Source organism: Paenibacillus sp. 01T431, from assembly GCF_056398625.1.
The window spans coordinates 79018-103807 of sequence record NZ_JBFTPT010000011.1; the positions used below are offsets into that span (position 1 = coordinate 79018).

Here is a 24790-nt window from a genome sequence, read left to right on the forward strand (position 1 = left end):
ATAGTAGTTGGCTCTGGACATGTTCTAAACATATTTCGACATGTTTCTCGCTCTCGATAACAAGATAAATAGGAAAGCTTCCTTGAGGATCAAAAGGCAGCCTACATCTTATAAACACAAAAAAGGCAGCCCCGCACATGAAGCCATGTGTTGGACTGCCATTCTTTATCAATCATCTGCAAGCTATGCTTCTTCTTTCTTAAGCTCCTCCAAAAAGGGCTCGAGCTCAGGTCTTGCTGCCGGATCTTTCAAATCAAGGCTCCGCAGCGCATCCACCGCGATTCGAAGCACCGCATAATTGCGATACCAGCGATTATCAGAGGGGACGACATACCATGGCGCCGCTTTGCTGCATTTTTCAAACAGCTCCTCGTAAAGCTCGCTGTACTGCTTCCAAGACTTGCGCTCCTTTAAGTCGGACGGGTCGAACTTCCAATTTTTTTTCGGATCTTCAATACGGCTTATTAGCTTCTCCAGTTGGAACTGCTTCGATATGTGCAAAAAGATTTTGACCACTTTCACCCCGCTGTCGGCTAAAAGAGCTTCAAAATGATTGATGTGCTTAAACCGCTCCTTCGCTTCCTCGCTCTTAACCGTACCATGGATTCGCGTGATCAAAACTTCCTCATAGTACGAACGGTTAAATACAGCTATCTGGCCAAGGGCAGGCACGGCTACATGTGCTCTCCATAAAAAATCATGCCGCGCTTCCTCCTCTGTTGGCGTCTTAAAGCTATGGGCAGAAATGCCCTGCGGATGAAGTCCGGCAAATACTTTTTTGATTACACCATCCTTGCCGCTGCAATCCATGCCTTGAAACACAAACAGCACGGCATGCTCTTTGCTCGCGGCAAGTTTTTCTTGCAGCTGCTGCAGCTCAAGCTCAAGCTCCTTCACTGCCTGAACGACCTCTTCTTTATTCGAAAAGCGCCCCGTATCCTTCGGATCGATGTCCTTCAGATCCACCTTTTTCTTCTCGGGCAATTTGTAGCTTTTGGACATTTGCTCACAGCCTCTCCAGTGTTTATTTACTTATTAGTATCCCACCAGCGCCTCTCCTAAACAAGCAGCTGGTCGCTATTTTGGCACACCAGAGCGAGAAGAAGCAGAACAAAGCGGACCACACAAAGGCAGGTACACCGGTTACGTCGCTTAAACCAGCCGCATCCCCAGCTGATGCGGGCTCCGTAATCGCAAGATAGAGCAACACAAATGGACTAATAATGGATTCCACTAAACAAATAAAAGCGATCAGCAAATAATAAAAGTCTCTGAGCCAGCGAGGAGCAGCAAAATAAATAAGAACCGTCAATGCTAGGAAACCCGCGCTCCAAGCCATGCCGTAATCATTTCGAACAAAAAGCGCGAGCGCCACTCCAGCTGCTATCGCAACGATCGCGAGTCCAAAACGAGCTTTTCCTTTTGCATATAGAAAGAAAAGCAGCAGCGAGAACAAAGCTGAGCCCGAATAGCCGGCAAGCGCAATCGGGATTAGCATCCAGCTGTCCGTGTACGAGGTATAAGTCACTCCGCTTTGGTCAGCGTACAAATAAATATGCAAGACGCTTCCCTTAAGCAGCAAAGCTGCAAGCGCGTGGGCAAGCTCGTGGACTAATGTATTCACATTTTGAAAAAAAGCCGAGAACGGAATGAACCTAGTTAAAAAAGCAGTAACGATAATAATAGCCGTCATTCGCAACCAAGAAAACATGCTTTAGCCTCCAAGTCATATACCGCTATTCTAACTCTTCTTACGTATGAAAAAGATTTATTTTTCAAAAGATGCTAATACGGGTAAGTAAAAGTATAGACGCGAGAGGAGAGATATGATGGGACATTATATTGAGGTGGAGAAAAAAGTTAAACTTTATGTTGAGGATATAGGCTCCGGCAGCCCCGTTATCTTCTTGCATGGCTGGCCGCTGAACCACAAAATGTTTGAAGCTCAGTTCACCCTGCTATCCGAGCAAGGTTATCGCTGTATTGGGATCGATCAACGCGGCTTCGGCAAATCCAGTGCTCCCGCAGCTGGCTATAGCTACGATCGGCTAGCAGATGACGTAAAGGCTGTTATTGATTATTTGAAACTGGATCAAGCCTATCTCGTTGGTTTCTCGGTAGGAGGAGCAATTGCCGTCCGCTATATGGCGCGCCATGGCGGTTACGGCGTTCGCAAGCTCGCGCTTCTAGGCGCAGCAGCTCCCTCATTCACGCAACGTGAAAATTACCCGCATGGCATGACACAAGAGGAAGCGAATGATCAAATAGCTGCAATCAAAAAAGACCGTCCGCAGCTGCTCCGTGATTTCGGCGAGAAATTTCTAGCCGATCAAGAGCCAAACGCCATCAGTCAGCCATTCAAAGATTGGCTGCAGCTGCTCGGCTTAGAGGCATCCGCGTGGGGGTCAATCCATACGTTCGAGTCGCTGCGCGATGAGGACTTGCGGAAGGATGTGCTGCAAATCAAAGCTGCAACGACGATTTTCCAAGGCAATCTGGATCAAATATGTCCACCAGAATTCGCCAAGCAGCTGCTTAGCGGCATTGACGGCTCTACGCTCGTTACGTTCGAGCAAAGCGGCCATGGCATGCTCTTCGACGAACCAACTAGATTCAATGAGGAGCTGCTCGAATTTTTGAAATAAAAAGCAGAAAAGGAGCCGGATTAATCGGCTCCTTTTTCTACATGTTATGGAGCTCAGCTAGCTCTATCTTGTACTTATTCAATAAATGGTGAAAGCGCTGGAAATCGCTTGAAAGAACTTTTATTTTCCGTTTGATCCTCAGCTTCCGCTTATGATCCTTGTCTTCCAGCATAAACTGATCAATATTTTTATCCAGCTTCTCCCGAAGCGTAAGGATAATGCCGATCGCAATATGCGAGCGTTCCATCTCCTGTAAATCTGCAGCAAGCGCTTCGCCAAGATGCTCCATTGTTTGCTGTTGAATCGTTAATGATTTATCAATTATGACCTGCTCAGGTGTAGAGTCCTCACGAAATGCCTGACCGGGAACATCATCCCAAAACAGGTTCCACTCTTCCAACTGTTCAACCTCAAACAATAAATATTTATGAAAACCGCATAACCATGCTGTACAGCTGGTATTTCGCAATTGACAGCCTACACCATCGAGCAAATGACGGCAATCGCGGCAGCATGATCCGCTGTTAGCTATACAAACTTTGCAAATATGGTCTGCTCCCCATTGCTGCAAAACGGTCATGCCGTTATCAATAAGGCTTGTCCTGCTCACTGTGGAAGGCCGTTGAATAAGGGGGCGGTTTGCTTGATCTGTATGTTCACCCTGCTTCATGTGTGGCATTCAAGCATGCTCTCCTTCCTTACTAAACGTATATATACTAAAAAGTATACCCTACTTGCATTGCGATGACCAAGTTCGCTCCAGCAAAATATGTAATGTGATACAAAAAAGGACTGTCCCAGATCCGCTTCGATCTAGTGAGACAGTCCTGCCTGCTTGCGCTTTCGCTATAAAAGCGAAAGCCATTTCAAACTACCAAGCGTTTACGCCAAGCTTTACAAGTGTCTCCCGAATGAAAGCAGGCTCGTCCTCTGGCGTTCGAGACGTAACAAAGTTGCGATCAACGACAACTTCTTTATCGACAAAAGTCCCGCCGGCTGCTTCAATTTCTGCGGATAAAGCAGGATAGGCTGTTAAAGTGCGTCCCTTCAGCAGGCCAGCTGCCTCCAAAATTTGCGGACCGTGGCATATTGCCGCAATAGTTGTGCCAGCTTGATCTGCCTTTTGAACGAACGCCTGCACATCCGCATTGTCCATAAGATGAGACGGTGATTTTCCGCCCGGAATAATGATAGCAGCGTAGTCATCTGCATCAGCTTCTTCAATGGACAAATGCGAGGTATACGCAATGGTCCCCTGTTTTCCTTTTAATTCGTCGTTGCTCTTCAAGCTAATAATAACGGCGTCGTGACCGTTCTTTGCCATTTCATCATAGGGATTTTTCATTTCGGAATCTTCGAAGTCGTCAGCTAGCAGAAATGCTACCTTTTTTAGTGGTGTCATATGTTGCACACTCCTCTCATGATTCAAGCCATGATTTACTTTACCCTATTTCGATGAATTTGAAGCAAGCTGCTGCGTATAACCTGACGGAATACGTTCTAGCAGACGATCACCGTAAACCTCGCCAAGCTTCAGTTCTGGCATATGAATATAGCCAATGTAGCACCCGCATTTCTTCATCGTGCAAGGACGCTCAGATGCTAGACCCTCAAGTCCGTCACGATAGAGATGGCCGATAACCTTGCGATCGTTATAGCAGCGTTTGACAATGCCAGCCCCCTGCACATAAAACACATGTGAGCCCGCGCCGCATGGTTTGCCTAAACTATCGTAATCGGGAACATTCAGCTGGAAATGCGGATCAATTTCGGTTAAATAAACAATATCATTCTCTGAATAATAATTTTTCTGATCCTTGAAGGCGTTGACCCACAGGTACACGTCCTCTGGCAGCAGCTGCCGCAGCTGCTTAATCGCGCCGAAAGCCGAGCGTATCCCAACGGATCCGACACTAAAAGGAATTCTCTGCTCATACAGCTTCATGCACTGGCTTAGGAAAGCAGCATGGCTCGTTTGTCCAGGATGATAGGTAACCCAAAAGGCTGCCTTGCTCCGGTCGATGTCGTTCGTCCAATCAAGCTTGACGGATAAATTGGTCTGGACAGCTACCTTCTCGATATGCGGCATATGGGACAGCTCGATCATCGCCTCACGATACCACCGATGTACGAGCGCTTCGCCATAAGGATTGAAAAAAATCGAGAGCTGATGTCCAGAGCCGCCTTGCTCCCGAACCCAGTCCATAAAGGCATGAAGCTGCTGCTTATCCTTCGCAAGCGTCGCTTTGCTGTCCTTTGTTTTGCTGAATGGGCAATAAGGGCAGTCATAATTGCATGATGACAACGCGCCGCGGTAATAGAGCACCGCCTTCATCGCACGACGTACCCGTTCATAAGCTCCCTTACATCGCTCGAAATAAACTCGTCGCCAATCGCATCCGAATAAGCCATGCCTTGTGTCGTCAGGCGAAGAGTACCCTCCTGAAGCTCCGCCAGCTCCAAACGGATCAGTGTCTGCAAATCAGGATGATCGGCTAGCGCATCACTCTTGAATCGCTCCTCATACGTGTGTAAGCTGAGCCCCTCGCGGTGCAGCAAAGCTTTCAATATAAACCTGCGCTTCTGCTCCGCTTCATTCAGAATAAAGCCGTAATCGGCCGTATCATAACGCTCGGCAGCAACATATTGTTCAATAATGCTGCGCGTTGCCGCTGCGCTCACGCCGTAACGCGATGCATAATGGACATCACGGGTGTAAGAGCGTGCTCCACAGCCAAGCCCTGCCATGCCTTCCTCCTGACAGCTGAAGGGCAGCACGGTTTTATGATCAAACGATGTATCTCGAGCGAAACGCCTCATCGAAAACTGCTTATAGCCTGCCGCTTCCAGACGCTGCCGCGCAATATGGTACAGCTCCAGTCGAATATCCTCTCCTGCGCTGCGCATCTGTTCTGGCTTAATAATGGTGTTCTCACGTGTATATAGCGGATATATAAATATTTCGCCAGGCGCATAGCTGATCGCCTTCTCCAGTGAATAAATCCATGTTTCCGCGGTTTGCTTAGGCAAACCGTAAATAAGATCGACATTCACGAGTGGAAACGAATAGGACATCAACGTCTCCAGCGCCTCTTCCGCAAGCCGCGGCTTCTGCGGACGATAGATTGCTGCTGCTTCCTCTTCAACGAAGCTTTGAACACCCATGCTGATCCGATCAACATGCCGATCTTTAAGAACGCGCATGCGGTCAGCCGTTACCGTTTCCGGCGACGTCTCAACCGATATCGATGCTTTCATCGGATCAAGGCCCATTGTATTCTCAGCAATATCGAATAAACGGTTCAACTGGGGAGCCGCAAGCAAGGTTGGCGTTCCTCCGCCAATCGCAAATCGCGAAAATGTTTTGCCTTTAAACCAAGGCGCCCACTGCTCCGCCTGCCGCTGCATGGCATCAATATACTGCTCATGTACGTCTAAACGACGATCCGGCAGCGTGAACAAATTGCAGAAGCCGCAGCGAGCACCACAAAAAGGAATATGCATATACAAAAAATAATAATCGGTTTGATCCCGCTCCCACATCTCCTTCAGCGACTGCGCGGGATGCAAATCTCGGTAAGCTGTCTTATGGGGATAGGAATACAAATAGGAACGGTAAGGAGCCCCCATCCAGCGCTGCTCCTGCTCCTTAAGCTCCGGAAAAGATGGTAGCGAAGATGATTTTTGCAAGCTGCTTCTCCTCCTTATTCCAAAATAAATTCGCGATACGGCACATTCCAGACAACCTCATGGGCAAGCCGATGCCCTTCATAGCCATCCTCGCCGTAAGCTGTCCCATGATCGGAAAACGCGAGACATAATGTTTTTCCTCTGCGCCGCATGGCTTCAAACAATGGGGCAAGCTGACTATCAACATAACGAAGCGCGGCACGCTGTGTTTCCACGGAATCCCGTTTGGCGCCATCTACAAAATAATGATTAGGTCCATGCATGGCAGATATATTCATGAACAGAAACAGCTTCTCAGCAGGGTCCGCTTTCTCCAGCAGCTTAAGCGCGTGATTCACTTGATGCTCCGTCGAACGCGGATTCGTTACCCCGAATGTCATCCGCCAATAGCTTTCTTGAAAATAACTAGGCAGAACCTTGGCTAGCTTATTCTTTTTCGTAAAAAAAATGACGCCTCCGATGCAGATTGTTCGGTAGCCCGCCTCCTGCAAGCCGGATACAAGATCCGGAGCGTCAAATAACCATGTATGAGGGTGCGTCTTAAGCCCCGTATTTTTTGTATGAAACAATCTAATATGAGAAGCTTTGTCCGTATTTGCAGGAGTAGGCAAAAAACCGCCAAAAAAAGCATGATGGGCAGCATAAGTAAAGCTGCCCGGCGAATGCCTCTTCTCCCAGCCTCCACTTCCGCAAAGGTTCGGGCAATTCTTTTCCTCAAGCTTCGCAGCGTCATAACGCAGCGTATCAAGCGTAATCATGAGTATATCGTGAGAACCTACAATTTGGTTCATATCTAGCATTCGTATCTATTCCCCTCTAAGCAGCTGCTGCATTTGCCATTCATAGGTGTTCATTCCCTCATACTCGGCGCCGTACAGCAAATCACCAAAAGGATTGATGTCTATCGGATAGGTCATGCCGCTTCCTCTTTGAACGAGCACATCAACGCCTGCCGCAGAGCAGCCGGGAAAAGCTCGGAGCGCGGATTCAGCTGTCCGCTGCACCGCTGCCATTACTTCTGCAGATAGCAGCTGATCGACATCCATCCTCCGTTCGTTGCGCAGATGAAGATTCGTAATTGGAGTGCTGCTTAAACGGAGTACCGTATGACAAGCCTTACCATCCACAACAAGCTGCCGTACATCAAACGACTTGCTCTCGAAGCTTTCCTTCTCAATCCATCGTTCAATATGTGCGCCTTCCCGGCATACCCAATCGACCATTCGCCGAATGTCTGAGCGTTCCCGGTAACGCCGCAGCTTGCCTTCGTTGAAATAGCAAATGCCGCGGGCCCGTTCTTCTATGCCGATGGTCGTGATAGCAAGTTCATCGCCTGTACGAGGATTGATTTGATAGGCAATAACACCAGAAGCGCCCGATCCGCAAGCAAGCTTAATAAACAGACGCCTTATGCCGCTTGCAGCAATCGCCGCTTGCAGCTCATCGTAATTTTTTATGCTTCCTGTAGGAGCTGGAAGAGCCGGCATGATGAGTCCATGGCGTGTGAGCAGCTGCCAGCAGCTTCTTTTGTCGAACATATTAGCTACGCTTCCCGGCGAGTTTACCCAGCTTGCGGAAACGCCTGATGCTTTAACCTCTGTATGCATAGCAGCAAGAAATCGGCAGTACCCGCGGTACCACTGTGCTGGATAATAGATTCGTCCTTGCTCCAGCGGCAGCTGCTGCGCTTCCTCCGCGGATATCGAAATATTGTGCGGCAGAGAGCCCGCTGACCAGAATAAGTCATCGCCGCTTCGGTCAGCCGCACCCCATGCGATCAACTGTCGTTCAACGGCTTGATCCTCACCTGGCGCATCAAGCCGAATAATGACCTTATCCGCACCAGCATATTCTCGCAAAATATCTTGAATAAACACGGTTCGCTTGAGCAACTGCTCATAGGAGAGCACAACAGCAGGAGCGAGCCCCTGCTTCCTTCTTGCTGCCTGCAAGCCGAATGTTCGTTTGTTTGACGGATTTCCGATGAGCAAATAAGGAGCTTCGGCAACGCCGTCGTTTTTAAAATGATCCATTATTCGGTAAGGAACGGATAACGCCAATCATCTTCATCCGTTTCCTGCTGGTCCGTCACATCTACTGACAGGCCTGCTTGCTTCCAGCGAAGCAGCAGCTCATCCGACATATAGTGGTAGCTCAGGTTAAGATGCTTCAGCTTCTTCACACGCTCGCTTGCAAGCAGTGCCTTGCCGCCTTCATCGGATAACGTGCCGTAAGAGAGATCAAGTATTTCCAACTGGTCCAAAATCGGCGCATCCGCGATCGCAATTGCGATTTCGTCCTGAATTTCACTATCCTTCAAGCCTAAGTATGTAAGCTTTGGAAACAGATCACCTTGCAACAGCGGCATGACATCCTCTATTCCGCCGTCAAAACCGTAATCATCTACGCCCAGATAAAGCTCAAGCTTCTTCAGCTCAGGCAGCTTTGCACTCGTTATTTCCTCTAGTACAGACTTCGGAAGCCCTCCGCAAATAATAACGAGCTCTTGCAGCTTCTCGTGTACAAGAGGCTGCAAGCTTAACTCTTGGCTGCCCTTGATCGACAATGACTGCAAATTCGGGAATGCCGCAAGCAGCGGTGAAAGGTTCGTCTGATTAATCCAGGAAACCTCACATTCCTCAAAACCCATATCTCCAATAAATAATTTCGTTAAATTAGGAAAAGAATCTTTGTGGCTGATCAATGATTCCAAGAAGCTGTCCGGAGAATTCTCATACGCCTGACCCCAATCGCCAATCGTTAGTATAGACAGCTTCTCGCCATCTGCGCTAGATGCCAATTTCTCAATCAGTTCAGACATCCTTACGCCTTCTTCATACTCGTCATAACCTACCGATAAGCGAATTTCAATCAAGATGATCCCTCCAATAGTTTCCATGTGAAGTTAGAGTAACATGGACTTTTTCGATGCGTCAATGGTCTCAGGGTCTTATCTGTCTTGGCTTCATAAAAATAAAGCCGAGCAGCGCAGAAAACAGCGCTCTCAGCTATTTGAATTTAGTGCAGTGCTTTGCGAAGTACAAATTCGATGAGTCGCCAAGGGAACAGCTTTTTCATAACAAAAATCATCTTCGCATCATTTCCGCACACATAACGAAGCTTCGGACGGCGGGTTTGGCAAATTTTCACGATCGTGTTCGCAACCTGAATCGGATTAGGCGCATTTTTCTCCGACTTTTTATTGAATTGATTAAAGCGCTCAATCATTTTGCTGTAAGGGGAGTTTTGTTCCGCACGAAACACATGCTTTGCTGCAATGCCAGTATCGTAAGTACCGGGTTCTACGAGTACGACCGGGATGGAAAATGGCAGCAGCTCTAGGCGCAGCGCTTCACTAAAGCCCTCTAATGCAAATTTCGAGGCCGAATACGCACCCGTGTTGGAAAAACCAAGAATGCCTGCTCCGCTGCTGACATTAATAATTTTGCCTTGGCTGCGAACTCGCATATGTGGCAGAACCGCTTTCGTAACAGCAACGGTACCAAAGAAATTCGTATCAAATTGAGCACGCCAATCCACCATCGGTATTTCCTCAACGACGCCCATTACGGCATAACCCGCATTATTTACGAGCACATCGATTCTGCCCCAGCGCTCCATTACCTGCTCAATGACTTCCACTATGTTGTCAGAATCGGTAATATCAAGCCTCATTATTGCAATATGATCTAGTACGCCGTTCTCTTTTGCTTTTGCAAGCACTTCTTCCTTTTTCCCGATGTCCCTCATTGTTGCGATTACAAAGTAGCCCTCTTGCGCTAAGCGAATCGACGTCAAAAGCCCAAATCCACTGGATGCTCCCGTAATCAATGCTATAGGTCGATTGGTTACTTCTGCTACATTAGCCATCCTTAAGCCACCTCAATTCCTAGGAATGGTATACAATAACCTGTTGTATTGAGTATAGCTTATCTGGACAAAAATGACTTGGATACCCGTTGGAATCGCATTAACGCTACAGCATACTTTATTGTCGCAAATAACCTAACTACTCAACACTAAACTGCTGCTGTACGAGCTTAGCATATAATTCATGGTTCTCCAGCAGCTCTGCATGGGTGCCCTGACCCGAAATTTCACCTTTCTCAAGCACAATGATTTGGTCGGCTCCACGAATAGTTGAAAGTCGATGGGCAATGACTAATGTCGTTCTTGCTTTCATAAGTCCCTGCAGCGCCTCTTGAACCTGTACCTCCGAATCGCTGTCCAGATGAGCCGTCGCTTCATCCAGCAGCAGTATATCCGGATTTCGTAAAATAGCCCGGGCAATCGCCAGCCGTTGACGCTGGCCTCCCGATAGCTTAACGCCTCTTTCACCAACCTCCGTCTCATAACCTTCAGGCAGCGAAGCGATAAAAGTTGTCAAATTCGCTTGATCGACAGCTTCCCTGATTTTCGCCTCGCTCACATCCTCCAGCCCATAAGTAAGATTGTGACGAATCGAGCCTTGCATCATCGGGCTATCTTGTGAAACATAAGCAATCCGCTTACGCCAATCTTCCAGCGCCATGGACGCGATCGGTTCCCCGCCATATGTTATGACGCCCTCGGTTGGATTATAGAACCGTTCCAGCAGCGAGAACAGCGTTGTCTTGCCTGTGCCGCTCGGGCCTACAAACGCCGTTACTTGTCCCTGCTTCACTTGAAACGAGAGCGAATGAAGCAGCGGCCGATCCTCCGAATATCCGAAGCTTACCTGTTCAAATTTAATATAGGAATGAAGATCTTTCTCGTGAAGGACTGCTGCAGCAATCTCATGGCTGGACTGTTCCTCCTTCTCATTTAGCAGCTCCAAAATACGTTCTGAAGCACCCATCGCCTTCTGGAATTGCGTGAAGAACGAAGCCATCTGCGTAAACGGCATAACAATTTGGAACATATACAAAATGACAGCAACCAGCTCTCCGCCCGTTAAAGTGCCCTGTGCGACCCTTACACCGCCATAACCGATTAATATAACAAGAATGAGCAGCATCACCGTCATCATTAAAGGGGTTACGATTGACATGATTCGAGCTTCCTGCAAGCCAAATGTAAACAAATGCGAGATTCGCTTGTCGCCTTGACGATTTTCTACTGGCTCAGCAAGCGACGCCTTCACAAGCCGAATGTCGGAGAGCACTCGGCCAAGATCGCCTTGAAATAATGCAGTTTCATCCTGCATGGATTTGGATACTGTGAACATTTTGGTGCCTAGCGGCCATAGAACAAGAAGTGCTACCGGAACGGCAATCAGCATAAGCAGCGTGAGCTTCCAATCAATCAACAGCAGAAGAATTACGCCACCTATAATAGATACAATTCCTCCAAAAAACGATATTACATGCCCGATGATAAAATCTTTGATTACATTTGTATCATTCGTAACACGACTCATCGTCTCGCCGGAATTGTTGCGATCAAAAAACGGTACTGGCAGCTTTATCACTCGGTTCCATACTTCACGTCGCAAGCCTGCAATAACATACTGACCTACATAGGACATCGTATAGACCGAGAAACCAGACATAATGGTCTGAACGAGAAACACTGCTCCAAGCACAACAAACGTCATCGTTTGGATGGTAGATTGCGATAACTCCTCGACTAAATTTTTCGTCAACAAAGGAATGAGCAGCGAGAGCAGCGTCTCTCCGAGTCCTAGTACAACGGCAACGATAATTAAAAACTTAGCGGGTCTATGCTTCGCGATCAGCTTGAAAAATTGTGAAACGCCAATGGTTGCCTTCGGCATATCTGCTTCAACATTATTTTTCATCGGTTATCCCTGCTTTCAACATTTTCAATGCCTCAAGATGATCGAAAGTAACGGCTAAGAAGGCTTCTTCATCCTTCGTAAACAAATTTGGGAATAAAATAGGATCAAAGGAATGAGCTGGATCGTTCAGCACCTCTAATTGCGCAAGCTCCTCTTCACTAAATCTCTCTAAGACAGGTGACAGCAGCTCCTCTAAGAGCGCAACAAGACTCAGTCCGCAAGCAAGCACTTCTTCGTCCAGAGGCTGTTTTCCTTGATTGTAAAGTTCCTTTAGCTCCATGGCGAACACCGTTATTTTACTTTCAAATGCCGATCTGATTTCCGAGTCTATCCCCTCCATAAATATCGCATCTACTAAAGAAGGCGGCATCTGCGTTGACAGCCATTCCTTCTGCTGCTGCTCATGCTGAATATGTTGAATAAACACTAGCAATGAATTGCTGTCGACCTTGCCCGCTCCCTCCAAAATTTTCTGCATCCGTCCAATGGTGTCTATTACACGCTCCAAATGCGCCTGCTTTTTTTTAAGCATCTCGTATTGCGAAGCTAATGAGTGCTGCAAGTCCTCTTCCGGCCGCTGCAAATAAGCAGAAATGTCCTCTAATGAGAAATCCAAATATTTTAACGTTAAAATCTTTTGCAGTTGAATTAAATCTTGATCCGTATAAAAGCGATGCCCATGCGCGTTTCGGCTGGACGGCTTAAGCAGTCCCTGTCGATCGTAATAACGGAGCGTTCGCTCAGTAACTTTTGTCAGCTTCGCGAATGCGCCAATCGCATAAGAAGAACTATTATTCATCTGTTCATTCCCCCTCTTGAACAGAGTATAACCCTTGACGTAACGTCAAGGGCAAGTGGCTTACAGGATGAAATTTATAATTTTATGGAAATATTGTCTACTTTATGTCTGCTTAAAAGGGGTTTATCCTCTCCTTTCCGCCCGTAAAAACACAAATTGATAATCGATAATATCATTTATTTTCTATCAATTAATCTATTATTTTGTCGCTATAATTGAATACAAGCCCTAAATTTTATAAATAAAAAACAATTTTCTTCAATTCAAGGGTTGTAAATTATGGGAATTTATATATAATCAATTTGTGACCAAATTGTTACAGCACTATGAACTCAGAGGAGAGAAAGAATGGATAACTATCAGCAACCCCCCGTAAATCCCGGTGTACCAGGATACGGGCATCAACAAAATCAGGAAATGTCGCCTGTCATTACAATTAAAGAGTGGATGCTCACTACACTCATTTTAATCATTCCGATCGTTAATGTTATTATGATGTTTGTATGGGCGTTTGGTGAAGGCAACCCAACGAAGAAAAACTATTTTAAAGCATCATTAATTTGGGCGGCAATCATTCTCGTTATTTACATCATCATTTTCGTTATTTTTATTGCAGCAGCAGCTTCAACTTCTATGAGCGGCTAGTACAATAGTACATAATAGAAGTGAAAGTTTTTGAAAAAGGAATAAATAGCGGTACAGGGACGACCCCTGCATCGCTATTTTTTTATTCACACCTAAGCTAAAACAAAACAGGGGTTACCTCAAAAGTAATTAAATCCACTTTTGAGATAACCCCTTTATTGTAGATCGTTTACTCCACGGCGAGGAAGCGGTACACCTTGCTTGCATAATCGCCATAAAATTGCGGAGTTGCAAGTCCAGCATAAAGCAGCTGATCGCCGCCATATACCGTTTCTTCACCAAGCAGCTTGTAATCGCGGTTCGGATCAAGGCCTTTGAGGCAGAAGCGATTAAGCTTCAAATTTGGCTCTTGCAGAACAGTAACGAACACTACAAATGCTTCCTTTTTATCCTTGGAAACGAACATCCACGCCGTTTCATTGCCTTCGAACGGACTAAGCAGACGATAGAAATCTCCGAATTGCACAAGATGCCTTACATCCTTATAAAGAGCAACCTGTTCCTTAACGGTCGTCTTCTCTTCCTCCGTAAATTGAGTCAGATCAAGCTCATAACCAAAGTTTCCAGATAGCGCAACATTTCCTCTAGTTTCTAGGGAGGTTATCCGGTTCACTTGATGGTTAGGCACGGCTGATACGTGAGCACCCATCGCGCTAACCGGATAAACGATGCTTGTTCCGTATTGAATTTTCAAGCGAGATACCGCATCCGAATTGTCGCTTGTCCATGTTTGCGGCATGTAATACAGCATGCCCGCATCGAAGCGGCCGCCGCCGCCAGAGCAGCTCTCGAACAATACATCAGGGAAAGCAGACGTGATTTGCTCAAGCACGGAATAGAGACCCAGCATATAGCGATGAGCAGTCTCGCGTTGACGCTTGGCAGGCAGAAGTGCTGAACCGATCTCTGTCATATTGCGATTCATATCCCATTTCACGTACGTAATCGGCGCACTTGAAAGAATATCCGATATCGACTTAACGATATATTGTTGAACGTCCGCGCGTGACAAATCTAAAATGAGTTGATTTCTCGCTTGTGTCCGTCTGCGGCCGTCGATATGCAAGCACCAATCTGGATGAGCTTTGTACAGCTCGCTCTCAGGCGAAATCATTTCCGGCTCGAACCATAGGCCGAATTGCATATCTAGACGCTTCACGCGGCTAACCAAATCCTCTAAACCGTTTGGCAGCTTTTTCGGGTCAACAAACCAATCCCCGAGCGAAGTTGTGTCGTTGTCGCGTTTGCCGAACCAACCATCATCCAGTACGAACAGCTCGATGCCAAGCTCCTTGCCGGCACGCGCAATATCTTCGATTTTGTCCGCATTAAAGTTAAAATACGTCGCTTCCCAGTTGTTGACGAGTATCGGACGTGTTTGATCACGGAACGTGCCGCGAATTAAGCGAGCACGGTACAAATCATGGAAGCTGCGTGACATGCCGCCGAGGCCATGCTCAGAGTGAACCATTACCGCCTCTGGCGTTTGGAACTCCTCGCCCGGCTCCAATCGCCAATTAAAGTCGAATGGGTTAATGCCAATGAATAACCTAGCTGCATGGAATTGATCCACCTCGACGCCAGCCGTAAAATTACCGCTGTACACAAGGTTTACACCGTATACATCACCGTGATCCTCGGTAGAACCCTCAGAGAGCAAAGCGACAAACGGATTTTGCATATGGCTGCTTGAACCTCTGCGGCTCTCGATCGATTGCAAACCTGGCTCAAGCTTGCGCTTATGAATATGGCGCTCACGAATCCAAGCACCAGAGAGCTGCAGCATCTCAAAGTTGTCATGCGCAAAGTCCAAGCTCATGCTGAACGCGCGCTGTAAATCCAAAGTATCAGTACCGTTGTTGACGATTCTAGCTGAACGGGCAATCGCATCGTAGTTTTCAAATACGGTATAAGACAAAATGACGGACAAGCCTGTCAGATCATCTTTCAGCGTGATCTCAAGCGTTTGCGCTTCGGAGTCGTTCTCAATATACGTTGCAGGCAATCCAGCAAGCGCCGGCTTTCCATCCACAATGCGGTGCGAATCAAAGCGCAGATCCGTTACTGTTGTTCCATTTGGAAGCTTGACCTGGAATGCAGGCATGCGGAAATCAGAGTTGCCGTATGCAGGATACTCATGCGGAAGCGTATCCAGCGACAGTTCCAATTGGTCCAGCTCTGTGCTAGGCGTGAATGAAGCCCGCTCCTTAAGCTCAAATAAACGCTCCAGCTGCACGCCGCGAATTTTTTTGCCCCAATAGACATGTGCAGGATAACCTGATTTCGTAATATGGATAACATAGCTTGTATCCTTCGCTTGCAGGTGGAATACCGAGAGCTGTTGATCATATTGAATAGACAAAATAATAACCTCCTAAAAGTTTATATAAATGAATACTTACGATTTCACAGAGCTGCCGCAGCTTTCCCGCACGATGAGTGTCGTATTAACGGTCATATGAACAGCTGCCTCACGGCCTTCGATCCGCTCAAGCAGCAGTTGTACCGCCGTTCTGCCCATATGCTCAGTATGCGCGCGAACCGTCGTTAGCGGCGGATTCAAAAATGCAGAGATTTCAATGTCATCAAAACCTACAATAGCCATATCCTCAGGAACCCGAAGACCATGCTCATGCAGCGCGCGCAAAGCACCTACAGCCATGGGATCACTTCCAATAAAACAAGCGGATGGCCGCGAGCTTTGCTGAAGCATCTGATTCATCGCCTCATATCCGCTGTTTGAAGACCAATATGCCTTAATGACGAAGTTTGCATCATAAAGACCTCGCTCACGCATCTCCTTCTCGAAAAAAACACGGCGAAGCTCATCCGTCTCTGTACTCTCAAATTGACGATTCAGACGATGGATATAATCATTCCCGCCGATGTAGCCTATTTTTTGGTGTCCTAGTTCTCTAAGATGTTTGATTACTGCTCGGGTTGCTTGCTCAAAATGCAGCTTTACGGTGTCATACTCATACAGCTCGCCTGAATGGTTTACAAATACAAGCCGATTTCCGTTGCTATACAACTGATTAACATCCTCATCATGAATGGAGCCTACAACAATCACACCATCCAGCTCGTTGAACGACTGCATCTCCACTCGACTGTTGCCGCGAAGCACTTTCACAATGTTGATTCCAAGCTCCTCGCAGCGCGTTTCAATGCCTTTGCGAATGGAGGAGAAATAAGGATCATCATGCTCATCTTCCAGTGTCGACCACATGAGCAAACCGATTTGCTGACGCGAGAGCTGCTCTTCCTTCTTCATTCTTCTCAGCCTGGACGGCTTATATTGCAGCTGCTCGGCAATGCTGAATATTCGTGTACGCGTTTCCTCACTTACTGCCAAGGTGACATCATTGTTCAAAACCCTGGATACGGTAGCAGCTGAAACGCCTGCCTCCTGCGCAATATCTTTTATCGTTGCCATGCCACACTCCGAATTTAGTTAATAAATTTACTGAATAACAACTTTAGTTTAGCAGACGCTCGCAAAGTCCACAAGCACCCTATTGCATTTTTATTGAAATCACTTTTCATACCTAACGAAGAAGAAGCATTATCGGTGAATTTATGAATAACTAGATACAAAAACGATGGATTTGGTTTATGGGGAGTCTGCTTAAAGGCAACGGATGAACTAATCGGTGATTGTGGCCTTGTTAAACAAACGATCGATGGAACAATTGAGGTAGAAATCGGCTACTACCATATAAATAAAAAATATTGGTCCAAAGGATTCGCCTCTGAAGCAGCCATGGCTTGCAAGCAATATGGTTTTCATCACTTAGGCTTGCAAAAATTAATCAGTATTATAGACCCCAATAATTTAGCGTCCATTCGTGTTGCCGAGAAAATTGGATTTTCCAAAGAAAGAGAAGCTATTATTTTCAACAAAAATCATACTATTTATGCGGGCTTCCCCACTTAATCTTTACTGATGCTCTTCCCTTTAATGGCATCCAATCTTCCATAAAGACATAAAAAAAGCAGTCGACTGCCTCCTCCAAAAAGGGGCAGCCCCGCTTAAAAATCTTTTCGCCTCATAATTAGTATACCTATGCCGAGCAGAGCAGCCGTGTAAATACCGCAATAAATTAAAAAGGAATTTGATGCCGCCCCGTTAATAGAGAAAATACTTAGCTCTGCGTTAATGTTATATAAACCTCTAAGCTCAGAGATTGAAAATAATTCGTTAAGCATGCGCTGCTGTAAAGTATCCGCCGGCATAGCCAGCTTAATTAAGCCTGTTATGGTCTCAAGTGTTTGCATCCCTTTCATTTGAATCCTACCTGTGCTCATAAACCGGCCAATCGTACTGCCAAGCCAGCCCATACCGAAGAGCATCGTCATCCAAATGCCGTTTCCTAAAGGACTTAAATAACAGGAGCCAAGCATCGTTAAGGATACTAATAGCGGAATAACAGACATAAAAAACAAAAGTGATTTGAAGTACACCATCATGCTGAATAAGACGCCAGTTTCTGCCCAGCTGATAAGAATAATTGAGCTGAATAACAGGAATGCATATAACGCAACATAACTGACAAAGCCGAGCCATCTGCCCAAAAACCACTTCCAGCGCGCAATGGGCCTTGCGAGTACGGATTGAAGAACGCCTTGCTCTGCTTCCCCTGTCACAGCTGCAACGGAGCTGAATATAGAAAGGAAGGCAACGGCAAAAGCGCCAAAGAAGAAACCTAATGTCATAATCATTGCACTGCGGGCAAAATTTTCGAATAAGTTCATAGAAGTCGCAACATTCACCTCGCCACCGGCGATAGCATCAGCAATAAACCAGTAAGCAATCCAGAAGAGAACCGTCATGATGACCGTCATAAGCGTTACTCTTTTACGAACGAGCTCCTTCCAAGTTAGGCCCCAAACCGCGATCATCTGCGCTCCCCCCTATGCTCAAGGCCCGTTACGGCCTGCATAAACCACTCATCGAGCCGTGATTGCAATTTCCCAACCTCATACAGCGTCAATCCCAGCTCAATAAGAATATAATTGACCAACCCAATTTGCTCGTCATTTTCCAGTTCAATCTCCAGCCATACAGATGCATCATCATGCTCAGCGTTCGACACGATCACATTCGCGCCTAGCAGCTGCTGAATACGTTCAACTGCTAAGGGGGTATAACCGCTGACACGCAAACGCCAGCTCGACTGCGAGCTCAGCACATCGGATACCTTTCCCTCCGCCAGCACTTTTCCGTTATTCAGAAGAGCGACCTTATCGCATAACTGTTCCACATCCTCAAGCAAATGCGAATTAAGAAAGATCGTTTTCCCTTGGCTTCTCAGCCTAGCAAGCAAATCTCGCACCTCATGCCTGCCAACGGGATCAAGCGCTGAAGCCGGCTCATCAAGAAAAACGATATCCGGATTTGTGAGTAACGCGCATGCGAGTCCAAGCCGCTGCTGCATTCCCTTCGAATACCCTTTGAGCCTGTCGCTTCCCCGGCTGCCAATGCCCACATCGTCCAGAAGCTGATGAATGCGTCGTTTGGCCATAGAGCGGTCGAGCTCACACAACTTTGCATGAAAAGCCAAAACCTCTTCGCCCGTCAACCAATCCGGATAACGAAACAACTCAGGCAAATAGCCAAATCTCCGTCTAGCCTCGATTGATCCTGAAGGCTGTCCGAAGATTTGAGCTTTACCTGAGGTTGGTTTAATAAGGCCTGTGAGCATTTTCACTATCGTGCTTTTTCCCGCTCCATTAGGACCGAGGAAGCCAAAGGCTTCCCCTTCTCTAATCGTCAGTGTAACATCGTGGCAGCCGCGTCCTTCACCGTAATCCTTGCATAATCCGATGGTTTCAATAGCAACAGCACTCATGGATGAATCAGCTCCGCAATAAGCGACTGTACTTTTTGTTTGTCCTCAAAATCATTAAAGTGTGCGCTTGCTACAACGCCATCTTTAAGCCACATCGCATTTGCATAACTATGGTCAGCGGATTGATTCAAATATACATCAACCCCTTCAATAACGATTTTCTCCGGCTTTTCATTTGTAATGAGCGGAAATGGAATTTCTCCGTTTTCCATGTTTGATGCTTGCATAAGCGATTTGCGCAAATGATCAGGAAGCGCTGGGAATCGAATGATAGCCTCATAGGCATCCTTTGCATCCACTGAAGGATCCATTTTGATGCTAGGCTGCTTAATATATTCAACCCATAGGCTTTGCTTAGAAGTACTTCCTTCCTTAGGTTCATACGTGATCGTTACACCTTGGCCTGTGTTGAATTCAATTGCTTTGCCGTCTACTGATTTCGGCAGCAGCTTATCTGCGCCCAGCTTACGCATTGCACTATTGATTTCATCCACATTTAGGCGGAAGGCAATCGTCTGAGCTGACATCGATGATATGGCACCTAACTGAATCCCTGGAACCGTCAATGTTGGAACAGCAAAGCCCAGCTCCTTAGAAGCTTGTTCTACGCTCATCTTTGACCAGCTTCCGACAGTCGTCTGCTCGAAGGTGCCGAAACGGTTAACGGTTTCACGCGTTTCGCCATCCTTCATGAAGCTGTTCATGAGCGACTCCAAATCATTTTGCTGCACAATCATTACGTTATCCATTCGGAACGTATTAAGCCATGCCGCCAATGCTTCATTTGTTGAGGGCGTCGCAATAACTACCGTAATGATAGCTGCTGCGCATGCTGCTATTGTTTTGCCAACGTTCTTTTTGAACCAGCGGCCTGCCGCCCCACTTTTATTCGGTTTATTAGCAGCTGGACTGGATGAAGTACGAGCTCGTCCTAACGGAACCACATTTGCTTGCATTTGTTCAGGATACGTTTGAACGGTAGCAGCTTTTGTTTGCGCAGCGCTAGCTGCAGCTGTTGACTCCTTATTGAGCTCATCAGCGTGCTTGCCTTGTTCTTCCCATTTCTCCCAAAGCGGCGATTGCTCTGAGGCTTGAAGCTGTTTCTCTAGACGCGCCCATGCAGCCGACATTTGCTCTGCTTCTTTTTTGTTTATTTCATCATTTTTTGTCATCTTGAATTCCTCCTAAAAGGTTTTGACCTTTCATGCTAAGTGCAGCAGGCGCTGGCCATCGCACATCATTCATGAGACAAAGCTCCTTCTGCCTTATGCGCATGGCGCTTCAGCCTAGCCCCGGCTCTGCGCAGCATCGTCCCGACCTGCGGCTGCCGCAGCTGGAGCTGCTCTGCGATTTCCGCATAGCTGTATCCTTCATATCGGAGCAGAAGCATTTTTTTGTCCCGTTCGGGCAGCGTATCTAACCAGCCTCTAACCCGTTCCTGCTCGTCCTTATCAATCAACTGCTGTTCATTCGACTGAACCGCTTGCGGCTGTGCGAGTATGCTTTGTTCCTGCTTTTGTGTTAGAGCACGCTCTCGTGCTTTTTTATCCATATAATCATAAGCCAGCCTCGTTAATACACGATGAAGCCAGCCTCCTATTGCTTCAGGCTGATCCGGTGGATTCCGGTAAAGCCTTAGAAATGTTTCCTGGGCAAGATCCTCCGCAGCTGCTTCATCGCGTATAAGTGCGACAAGCTTTCGTCTAACCGTAGGATAATGTGCATTAAACTGTTGACGAAACAAATCCGGCGCCGAATGTTCCATTCCGTTTACCTCCTTACGTTTTTTGCTCAAGCTATAAAGAAGACGATGCCTTCGATCATTTTGTAACACCTATCGCTCAACAATATTTTACCAAACGAATGTCATATTTATCGACAAGCCCAAGACGTAACAATTATACGAAAATAAAACTGGTCTAATAAAAAACCGCCTCCACGTTTGACGGGAGACGGAATGTCCATCAGGCTTCCTTATTATGTTCCATATACAGCTGTACAAATCTCGGTGCCGCAACAGGAGGGCTATAAATATATCCTTGAGCAGCATCGCAGTGGTGGTCGTTAATAATCCGCAGCTCTTCCTCTGTCTCTACTCCCTCGGTCACAACCTTTAAATTTAAATTGTGAGCGATGACGACGACCGATTTAAAAATCATTTGTTTCTTATAATCGTCTACGATGCCGCTTATAAAAGATTTATCGATCTTTAACGTGTGCAGAGGAATATTTTGCAAATAGCTGAGCGACGAATAACCCGTGCCAAAATCATCAAGCGACAGCTTAACGCCGAGCTGCTGAAGCTCATGCAGTATGTTAAGCGTGTGAGCCGCATTATCCATAAAAATCGACTCTGTAATTTCCAGCTCAATTTGATGAGGCCGAATCCCTGCATCCGAAATGATTCTTTCAATCGTATGGACGATTTGTTTCTGCTGGAATTGGATCATCGACATATTTACACTGATTGAGATCTGCTCCAGCCCCATGCGCTCCCATTCTTTAATTTGCTGGCAAGCTGTAAACAGCACCCATTCACCAAGCGAAATAATAAAGCCGGTTTTCTCCGCAATCGGGATAAAATCAAGCGGTGACACCATACCAAGCTCCGGGTGATTCCATCTAATTAATGCTTCCGCCCCATATATAGAGCCAGTAGCTAAATCAACCTTGGGCTGGTAATAAAGCATAAATTGGCCCAGCTCCAGCGCTTTGGACATGCTGCTCTCAAGAATAAGCTCCTTCTTCGTTACATCATTAATCGTAGGAGAATATAGTTTGCATGTATTTCGCTCTTTCTTCGCCACATACATCGCAATATCCGCTTCCTTCACCAGCTGGTCTGCAGTCGCAGGCGTCCATTCATGATGAATGCTCATTCCAATGCTTGCTGTAATATAAAACATCCGATCCTCAAGCCCAATGGGCTGGGAAATAGCTGATAAAATTTCTTCTGCTTTATGCATCGCCGCATGGAGAAAAGTAACTTGCTCTAGCAGCACGATATACTCGTCCCCCCCGAAGCGGAATACTTTCCCCGAGCTGCCGACGGTAATTATAATTCGATGCGCCATTTTCTGGAGCAATTGGTCACTCATCGTATGATCGAGCATATCATTTATCATTTTGAACCGATCAAGGTCTATGAAAAGCAAAGCGATATGGCCTTGTTTCTTGTCCTGCTCCGCTAATTTCCCTTCCATATAGCGATGATAAGCATAGCGATTAGGAAGTCCCGTCATTAGATCATGTGTCGATTGGTATTCAATTAATTTCTCCGCTTCCTTGCGGTGGATAAGCATATGATTAAAATGATTAGCCATGTATTCAAACTCATCATTCGTATGAATGGTTAACTGCTGTTCTTCGCCTCCAATTGCGACAGCCGAGGTGGCTTGTACAACTTTATAAATATTAACTAAAATGATTTTCCTTACAAGCGACACCATGGCAATCGCCATCAAAAATAAAGCAATACCTGTGATGAGTATCGATTCCCAAAGGCTTTTGTAGTAATTAGAAAGCATGTTCTTTTTGGGGATGATTGTTTCGATATGCCATAATACATTGTGAACAAGAATCGGATGAAGCAAACGCAGCACAGTCTCTTTGTCCTGCGAGTCTCGTGTATAGGCAATTCTTGAATCCGTCCCTTTCATCGCCTCAAGTTCATCCTTATTTGACCATAACCGATACGATGTGTTCACAAGCTCAGGGTACTTGCCGTTAGCCAAATATTGATTATCCGTCGTAATAATCGTGGAGTATCCTCCTAGCGGCCGGAAAGCTTCGATCTGTTTCTGCATCGATTCAAGTGAAATATCTGCTCCTACTATACCTAAAAACTCATTTTGCTCATTCAATAGAGGCAGCACAAGCGATATCATCATTATTGATTTGCCATCAACATCATAGGCATATGGCTCTATGAGTGAAAAAGATTTCGTAAGTTTAGGCGTTTGATAGAAGCTGCCTTTCTCCTTATCCTCGTAATTTGCAATGGCCAGCAGTTGAATGGACTGATCCTCGCGAACGACATAAGGAATGAAGCGCCCCGTAGCATCGTCATAGCTGTTTTTATTTTTGTAAAATGCATCTTTCCCGTCATAGGCATTAGGCTCCCACAACGTATAAACGCTTAATAGATCAGGATGCTTGATAAGCATTTGCTTAAGCAGCTCGACTATGTATTCACGATTTTGCATCTGGTTTTTGCCCATTTGAGTCATGGTTACTTCAAGCGTTTCCAGCATCATCATCGTTTGATCCATCGTTTTAGTGAAAGGATTTATGTAGGCCATGGATTCCGTCTGTGCAAGAAGCTCGCTTTCGCGCAGGTTGGAATGATAAAGCTTGATGAGGTGAGCGGTTACCAATAGACCAAATGAAAGAATAACTAGCAGGCCTATGGAAAATATTAATTTTTGAGCGATGCTTAGCCTAATCTTTCTCATCCGATCTATCAGCCCCTTGTTGTCGGAGAAAGCAGAAAACGATGTAATATGTCAAATTATGATACGGTTCTAGTATACTTGACATTTTGACCCAAACACAATGATAAAAATAGGATAATAACACTATATAATTCGACAAAAAACCACTTTATTTCTTTATTTTTTGAAACGACAAGGGTCTATCGCATCTATTCGTGTTTGTATGATATCTAGTAAAAAAGTCCAACACTTTTCATTTAAATCCATTATATCCACACGAAGAAAAGCCCCCTCTGTCTATGACAGGGGAGGCGATGGAATCGTTCACTTACACTTGATTTTGTTTGTTCTTCTCTTTAACATCATTATCCTCGTTGCTGCGGTCATGATCCTCTAAGCGATGGGGACGTTTGCCTTTTCCGCCATGCAGCTTATATAGCTCTTCGCGCAGCTGCTCCGACGTCTTGCCTTCTGTTTTAATGCCATGTTCCTTCGCAATCTCACGCAAATGCTCCAGCCGCTTCGCTTGATGCTCTGCTTTAAATGCTTCCCATTTATCTTTATTGGCAAGCTTCGCAGCCTCTACTTCCTTCTTCAGCTGGTCCACTGACTTGCCATCGGCTTGAATACCAAAATAGGTCGCTATTTCCTTCAGCTTCTCCAGCCGGTAAGCCTCAAAATCTTTGCGGGTCATTTTGCCTTTGAAATGCTTATGCTCGTTGTCTATATCAGACTCTTTAGGGTGAAGAACCACTAGTGAAGCATCAGGCAAAGCAGTAACCGACTTCGCTGCCCATACGGGAGCGACTGAAAACAGTACAAGCAGCGCTACCATAGGAATAAACCATTTTCTAATCATTTGTTGCCACACCTTTCTATTACATTCGTGATGCAGAGACGATGGTCATGCCTCGTCAGCATTATTTTGCCCAAGCGATCACAGGAAT

Annotated in this window: 22 protein-coding genes and 1 pseudogene; 3 read left to right on the forward strand and 20 right to left on the reverse strand. The window is 46.2% G+C overall.

The genetic code is table 11. From position 1 onward, the window contains the following. Nucleotides 1-183: 183 nt before the first annotated feature. Both AC1DM9_RS20250 and AC1DM9_RS20255 read right to left on the reverse strand, forming a co-directional pair. Nucleotides 184-1002, reverse strand: a complete 819-nt coding sequence (locus AC1DM9_RS20250; RefSeq protein WP_441877014.1) for a PPK2 family polyphosphate kinase — start codon at nucleotides 1000-1002, stop codon at nucleotides 184-186. 22 nt (nucleotides 1003-1024) lie between these two features. Further along, nucleotides 1025-1711, reverse strand: coding sequence for a M50 family metallopeptidase (locus AC1DM9_RS20255; protein WP_441877017.1), 687 nt, complete (start codon nucleotides 1709-1711; stop codon nucleotides 1025-1027). Nucleotides 1712-1829: 118 nt separating this feature from the next. On the opposite strand from AC1DM9_RS20255, the gene AC1DM9_RS20260 reads away from it, so the two are divergent. Then, a complete protein-coding gene (locus AC1DM9_RS20260) occupies nucleotides 1830-2645 on the forward strand; it encodes an alpha/beta fold hydrolase (RefSeq protein WP_441877020.1) in 816 nt (271 codons plus the stop codon). A gap of 37 nt (nucleotides 2646-2682) precedes the next feature. Here the strand turns inward: AC1DM9_RS20260 and AC1DM9_RS20265 are convergent, their stop codons facing one another. The 10 genes from AC1DM9_RS20265 to AC1DM9_RS20310 form a co-directional block, all read right to left on the reverse strand. Further along, on the reverse strand, nucleotides 2683-3324 hold the full coding sequence (locus AC1DM9_RS20265) for a hypothetical protein (RefSeq protein ID WP_339207406.1): 642 nt from the start codon (nucleotides 3322-3324) through the stop codon (nucleotides 2683-2685). 192 nt (nucleotides 3325-3516) lie between these two features. Beyond that, complete coding sequence (locus AC1DM9_RS20270) at nucleotides 3517-4047, reverse strand: type 1 glutamine amidotransferase domain-containing protein (protein WP_441877023.1); 531 nt, start codon at nucleotides 4045-4047, stop codon at nucleotides 3517-3519. Between the two features lie 45 nt (nucleotides 4048-4092). After that, a complete protein-coding gene (locus AC1DM9_RS20275) occupies nucleotides 4093-4980 on the reverse strand; it encodes an STM4011 family radical SAM protein (RefSeq protein ID WP_477581853.1) in 888 nt (295 codons plus the stop codon). Then, on the reverse strand, nucleotides 4977-6275 hold the full coding sequence (locus AC1DM9_RS20280) for an STM4012 family radical SAM protein (RefSeq protein ID WP_441877574.1): 1299 nt from the start codon (nucleotides 6273-6275) through the stop codon (nucleotides 4977-4979). Before AC1DM9_RS20280 ends, AC1DM9_RS20275 begins: the two co-directional genes overlap by 4 nt. A 74-nt stretch (nucleotides 6276-6349) precedes the next feature. Further along, entirely contained in the window at nucleotides 6350-7135 is a 786-nt protein-coding gene (locus tag AC1DM9_RS20285) for an STM4013/SEN3800 family hydrolase (protein WP_477581855.1), read from the reverse strand. Between the two features lie 6 nt (nucleotides 7136-7141). Further along, nucleotides 7142-8395 (reverse strand): STM4014 family protein, encoded by a 1254-nt coding sequence (locus AC1DM9_RS20290; RefSeq protein ID WP_477581857.1) that lies wholly within the window; start codon nucleotides 8393-8395, stop codon nucleotides 7142-7144. Next, complete coding sequence (locus tag AC1DM9_RS20295; protein ID WP_179089872.1) at nucleotides 8368-9207, reverse strand: STM4015 family protein; 840 nt, start codon at nucleotides 9205-9207, stop codon at nucleotides 8368-8370. Before AC1DM9_RS20295 ends, AC1DM9_RS20290 begins: the two co-directional genes overlap by 28 nt. A 146-nt stretch (nucleotides 9208-9353) precedes the next feature. Further along, nucleotides 9354-10205 (reverse strand): SDR family oxidoreductase, encoded by an 852-nt coding sequence (locus tag AC1DM9_RS20300; RefSeq protein WP_477581859.1) that lies wholly within the window; start codon nucleotides 10203-10205, stop codon nucleotides 9354-9356. A gap of 139 nt (nucleotides 10206-10344) precedes the next feature. Continuing rightward, nucleotides 10345-12114 (reverse strand): ABC transporter ATP-binding protein, encoded by a 1770-nt coding sequence (locus AC1DM9_RS20305; protein WP_477551178.1) that lies wholly within the window; start codon nucleotides 12112-12114, stop codon nucleotides 10345-10347. After that, nucleotides 12104-12913 (reverse strand): MerR family transcriptional regulator, encoded by an 810-nt coding sequence (locus AC1DM9_RS20310; protein WP_477551177.1) that lies wholly within the window; start codon nucleotides 12911-12913, stop codon nucleotides 12104-12106. Before AC1DM9_RS20310 ends, AC1DM9_RS20305 begins: the two co-directional genes overlap by 11 nt. A 348-nt stretch (nucleotides 12914-13261) precedes the next feature. On the opposite strand from AC1DM9_RS20310, the gene AC1DM9_RS20315 reads away from it, so the two are divergent. Beyond that, on the forward strand, nucleotides 13262-13558 hold the full coding sequence (locus AC1DM9_RS20315; RefSeq protein ID WP_076269769.1) for a hypothetical protein: 297 nt from the start codon (nucleotides 13262-13264) through the stop codon (nucleotides 13556-13558). Nucleotides 13559-13727: 169 nt separating this feature from the next. On the opposite strand, the gene AC1DM9_RS20320 is transcribed toward AC1DM9_RS20315, so the two are convergent. Both AC1DM9_RS20320 and AC1DM9_RS20325 read right to left on the reverse strand, forming a co-directional pair. Continuing rightward, nucleotides 13728-15920: an alpha-galactosidase gene (locus tag AC1DM9_RS20320; protein WP_477512088.1), complete on the reverse strand. Its 2193-nt coding sequence runs from the start codon at nucleotides 15918-15920 to the stop codon at nucleotides 13728-13730. A gap of 36 nt (nucleotides 15921-15956) precedes the next feature. Continuing rightward, nucleotides 15957-16994, reverse strand: a complete 1038-nt coding sequence (locus AC1DM9_RS20325; protein ID WP_477581862.1) for a LacI family DNA-binding transcriptional regulator — start codon at nucleotides 16992-16994, stop codon at nucleotides 15957-15959. 153 nt (nucleotides 16995-17147) lie between these two features. On the opposite strand from AC1DM9_RS20325, the pseudogene AC1DM9_RS20330 reads away from it, so the two are divergent. Next, nucleotides 17148-17495, forward strand: a pseudogene (locus AC1DM9_RS20330) (GNAT family N-acetyltransferase); the annotation flags it as partial. A 95-nt stretch (nucleotides 17496-17590) separates the two neighbouring features. On the opposite strand, the gene AC1DM9_RS20335 reads toward AC1DM9_RS20330, so the two are convergent. The 6 genes from AC1DM9_RS20335 to AC1DM9_RS20360 form a co-directional block, all read right to left on the reverse strand. After that, a complete protein-coding gene (locus tag AC1DM9_RS20335) occupies nucleotides 17591-18460 on the reverse strand; it encodes an ABC transporter permease subunit (protein WP_441877053.1) in 870 nt (289 codons plus the stop codon). Further along, complete coding sequence (locus AC1DM9_RS20340) at nucleotides 18457-19410, reverse strand: ABC transporter ATP-binding protein (RefSeq protein ID WP_477581864.1); 954 nt, start codon at nucleotides 19408-19410, stop codon at nucleotides 18457-18459. The genes AC1DM9_RS20335 and AC1DM9_RS20340 overlap by 4 nt, the downstream gene beginning before the upstream one ends. Continuing rightward, nucleotides 19407-20582 carry a hypothetical protein gene (locus AC1DM9_RS20345; RefSeq protein WP_477581866.1) on the reverse strand — a complete coding sequence of 392 codons (1176 nt, stop codon included), beginning with the start codon at nucleotides 20580-20582 and terminating at the stop codon, nucleotides 19407-19409. Before AC1DM9_RS20345 ends, AC1DM9_RS20340 begins: the two co-directional genes overlap by 4 nt. Nucleotides 20583-20647: 65 nt before the next feature. Beyond that, the gene (locus tag AC1DM9_RS20350; protein WP_477512084.1) at nucleotides 20648-21175 is read right to left on the reverse strand and encodes a sigma-70 family RNA polymerase sigma factor; all 528 of its coding nucleotides are present in this window, start codon (nucleotides 21173-21175) and stop codon (nucleotides 20648-20650) included. A gap of 199 nt (nucleotides 21176-21374) precedes the next feature. Next, nucleotides 21375-23864: an EAL domain-containing protein gene (locus tag AC1DM9_RS20355; protein WP_477581868.1), complete on the reverse strand. Its 2490-nt coding sequence runs from the start codon at nucleotides 23862-23864 to the stop codon at nucleotides 21375-21377. Between the two features lie 307 nt (nucleotides 23865-24171). Next, on the reverse strand, nucleotides 24172-24702 hold the full coding sequence (locus AC1DM9_RS20360) for a hypothetical protein (RefSeq protein ID WP_477581870.1): 531 nt from the start codon (nucleotides 24700-24702) through the stop codon (nucleotides 24172-24174). Nucleotides 24703-24790 lie beyond the last annotated feature (88 nt).

Coding starts and splice junctions, on each gene's coding strand:
- AC1DM9_RS20250 (WP_441877014.1), bottom strand. CDS start 1,002: ATGTCCAAAAGCTACAAATTGCCCGAGAAGAAAAAGGTGGATCTGAAG.
- AC1DM9_RS20255 (WP_441877017.1), bottom strand. CDS start 1,711: ATGTTTTCTTGGTTGCGAATGACGGCTATTATTATCGTTACTGCTTTT.
- AC1DM9_RS20260 (WP_441877020.1), top strand. CDS start 1,830: ATGGGACATTATATTGAGGTGGAGAAAAAAGTTAAACTTTATGTTGAG.
- AC1DM9_RS20265 (WP_339207406.1), bottom strand. CDS start 3,324: ATGCCACACATGAAGCAGGGTGAACATACAGATCAAGCAAACCGCCCC.
- AC1DM9_RS20270 (WP_441877023.1), bottom strand. CDS start 4,047: ATGACACCACTAAAAAAGGTAGCATTTCTGCTAGCTGACGACTTCGAA.
- AC1DM9_RS20275 (WP_477581853.1), bottom strand. CDS start 4,980: ATGAAGGCGGTGCTCTATTACCGCGGCGCGTTGTCATCATGCAATTAT.
- AC1DM9_RS20280 (WP_441877574.1), bottom strand. CDS start 6,275: ATGGGGGCTCCTTACCGTTCCTATTTGTATTCCTATCCCCATAAGACA.
- AC1DM9_RS20285 (WP_477581855.1), bottom strand. CDS start 7,135: ATGCTAGATATGAACCAAATTGTAGGTTCTCACGATATACTCATGATT.
- AC1DM9_RS20300 (WP_477581859.1), bottom strand. CDS start 10,205: ATGGCTAATGTAGCAGAAGTAACCAATCGACCTATAGCATTGATTACG.
- AC1DM9_RS20305 (WP_477551178.1), bottom strand. CDS start 12,114: ATGAAAAATAATGTTGAAGCAGATATGCCGAAGGCAACCATTGGCGTT.
- AC1DM9_RS20310 (WP_477551177.1), bottom strand. CDS start 12,913: ATGAATAATAGTTCTTCTTATGCGATTGGCGCATTCGCGAAGCTGACA.
- AC1DM9_RS20315 (WP_076269769.1), top strand. CDS start 13,262: ATGGATAACTATCAGCAACCCCCCGTAAATCCCGGTGTACCAGGATAC.
- AC1DM9_RS20325 (WP_477581862.1), bottom strand. CDS start 16,994: ATGGCAACGATAAAAGATATTGCGCAGGAGGCAGGCGTTTCAGCTGCT.
- AC1DM9_RS20335 (WP_441877053.1), bottom strand. CDS start 18,460: ATGATCGCGGTTTGGGGCCTAACTTGGAAGGAGCTCGTTCGTAAAAGA.
- AC1DM9_RS20340 (WP_477581864.1), bottom strand. CDS start 19,410: ATGAGTGCTGTTGCTATTGAAACCATCGGATTATGCAAGGATTACGGT.
- AC1DM9_RS20345 (WP_477581866.1), bottom strand. CDS start 20,582: ATGACAAAAAATGATGAAATAAACAAAAAAGAAGCAGAGCAAATGTCG.
- AC1DM9_RS20350 (WP_477512084.1), bottom strand. CDS start 21,175: ATGGAACATTCGGCGCCGGATTTGTTTCGTCAACAGTTTAATGCACAT.
- AC1DM9_RS20355 (WP_477581868.1), bottom strand. CDS start 23,864: ATGAGAAAGATTAGGCTAAGCATCGCTCAAAAATTAATATTTTCCATA.
- AC1DM9_RS20360 (WP_477581870.1), bottom strand. CDS start 24,702: ATGATTAGAAAATGGTTTATTCCTATGGTAGCGCTGCTTGTACTGTTT.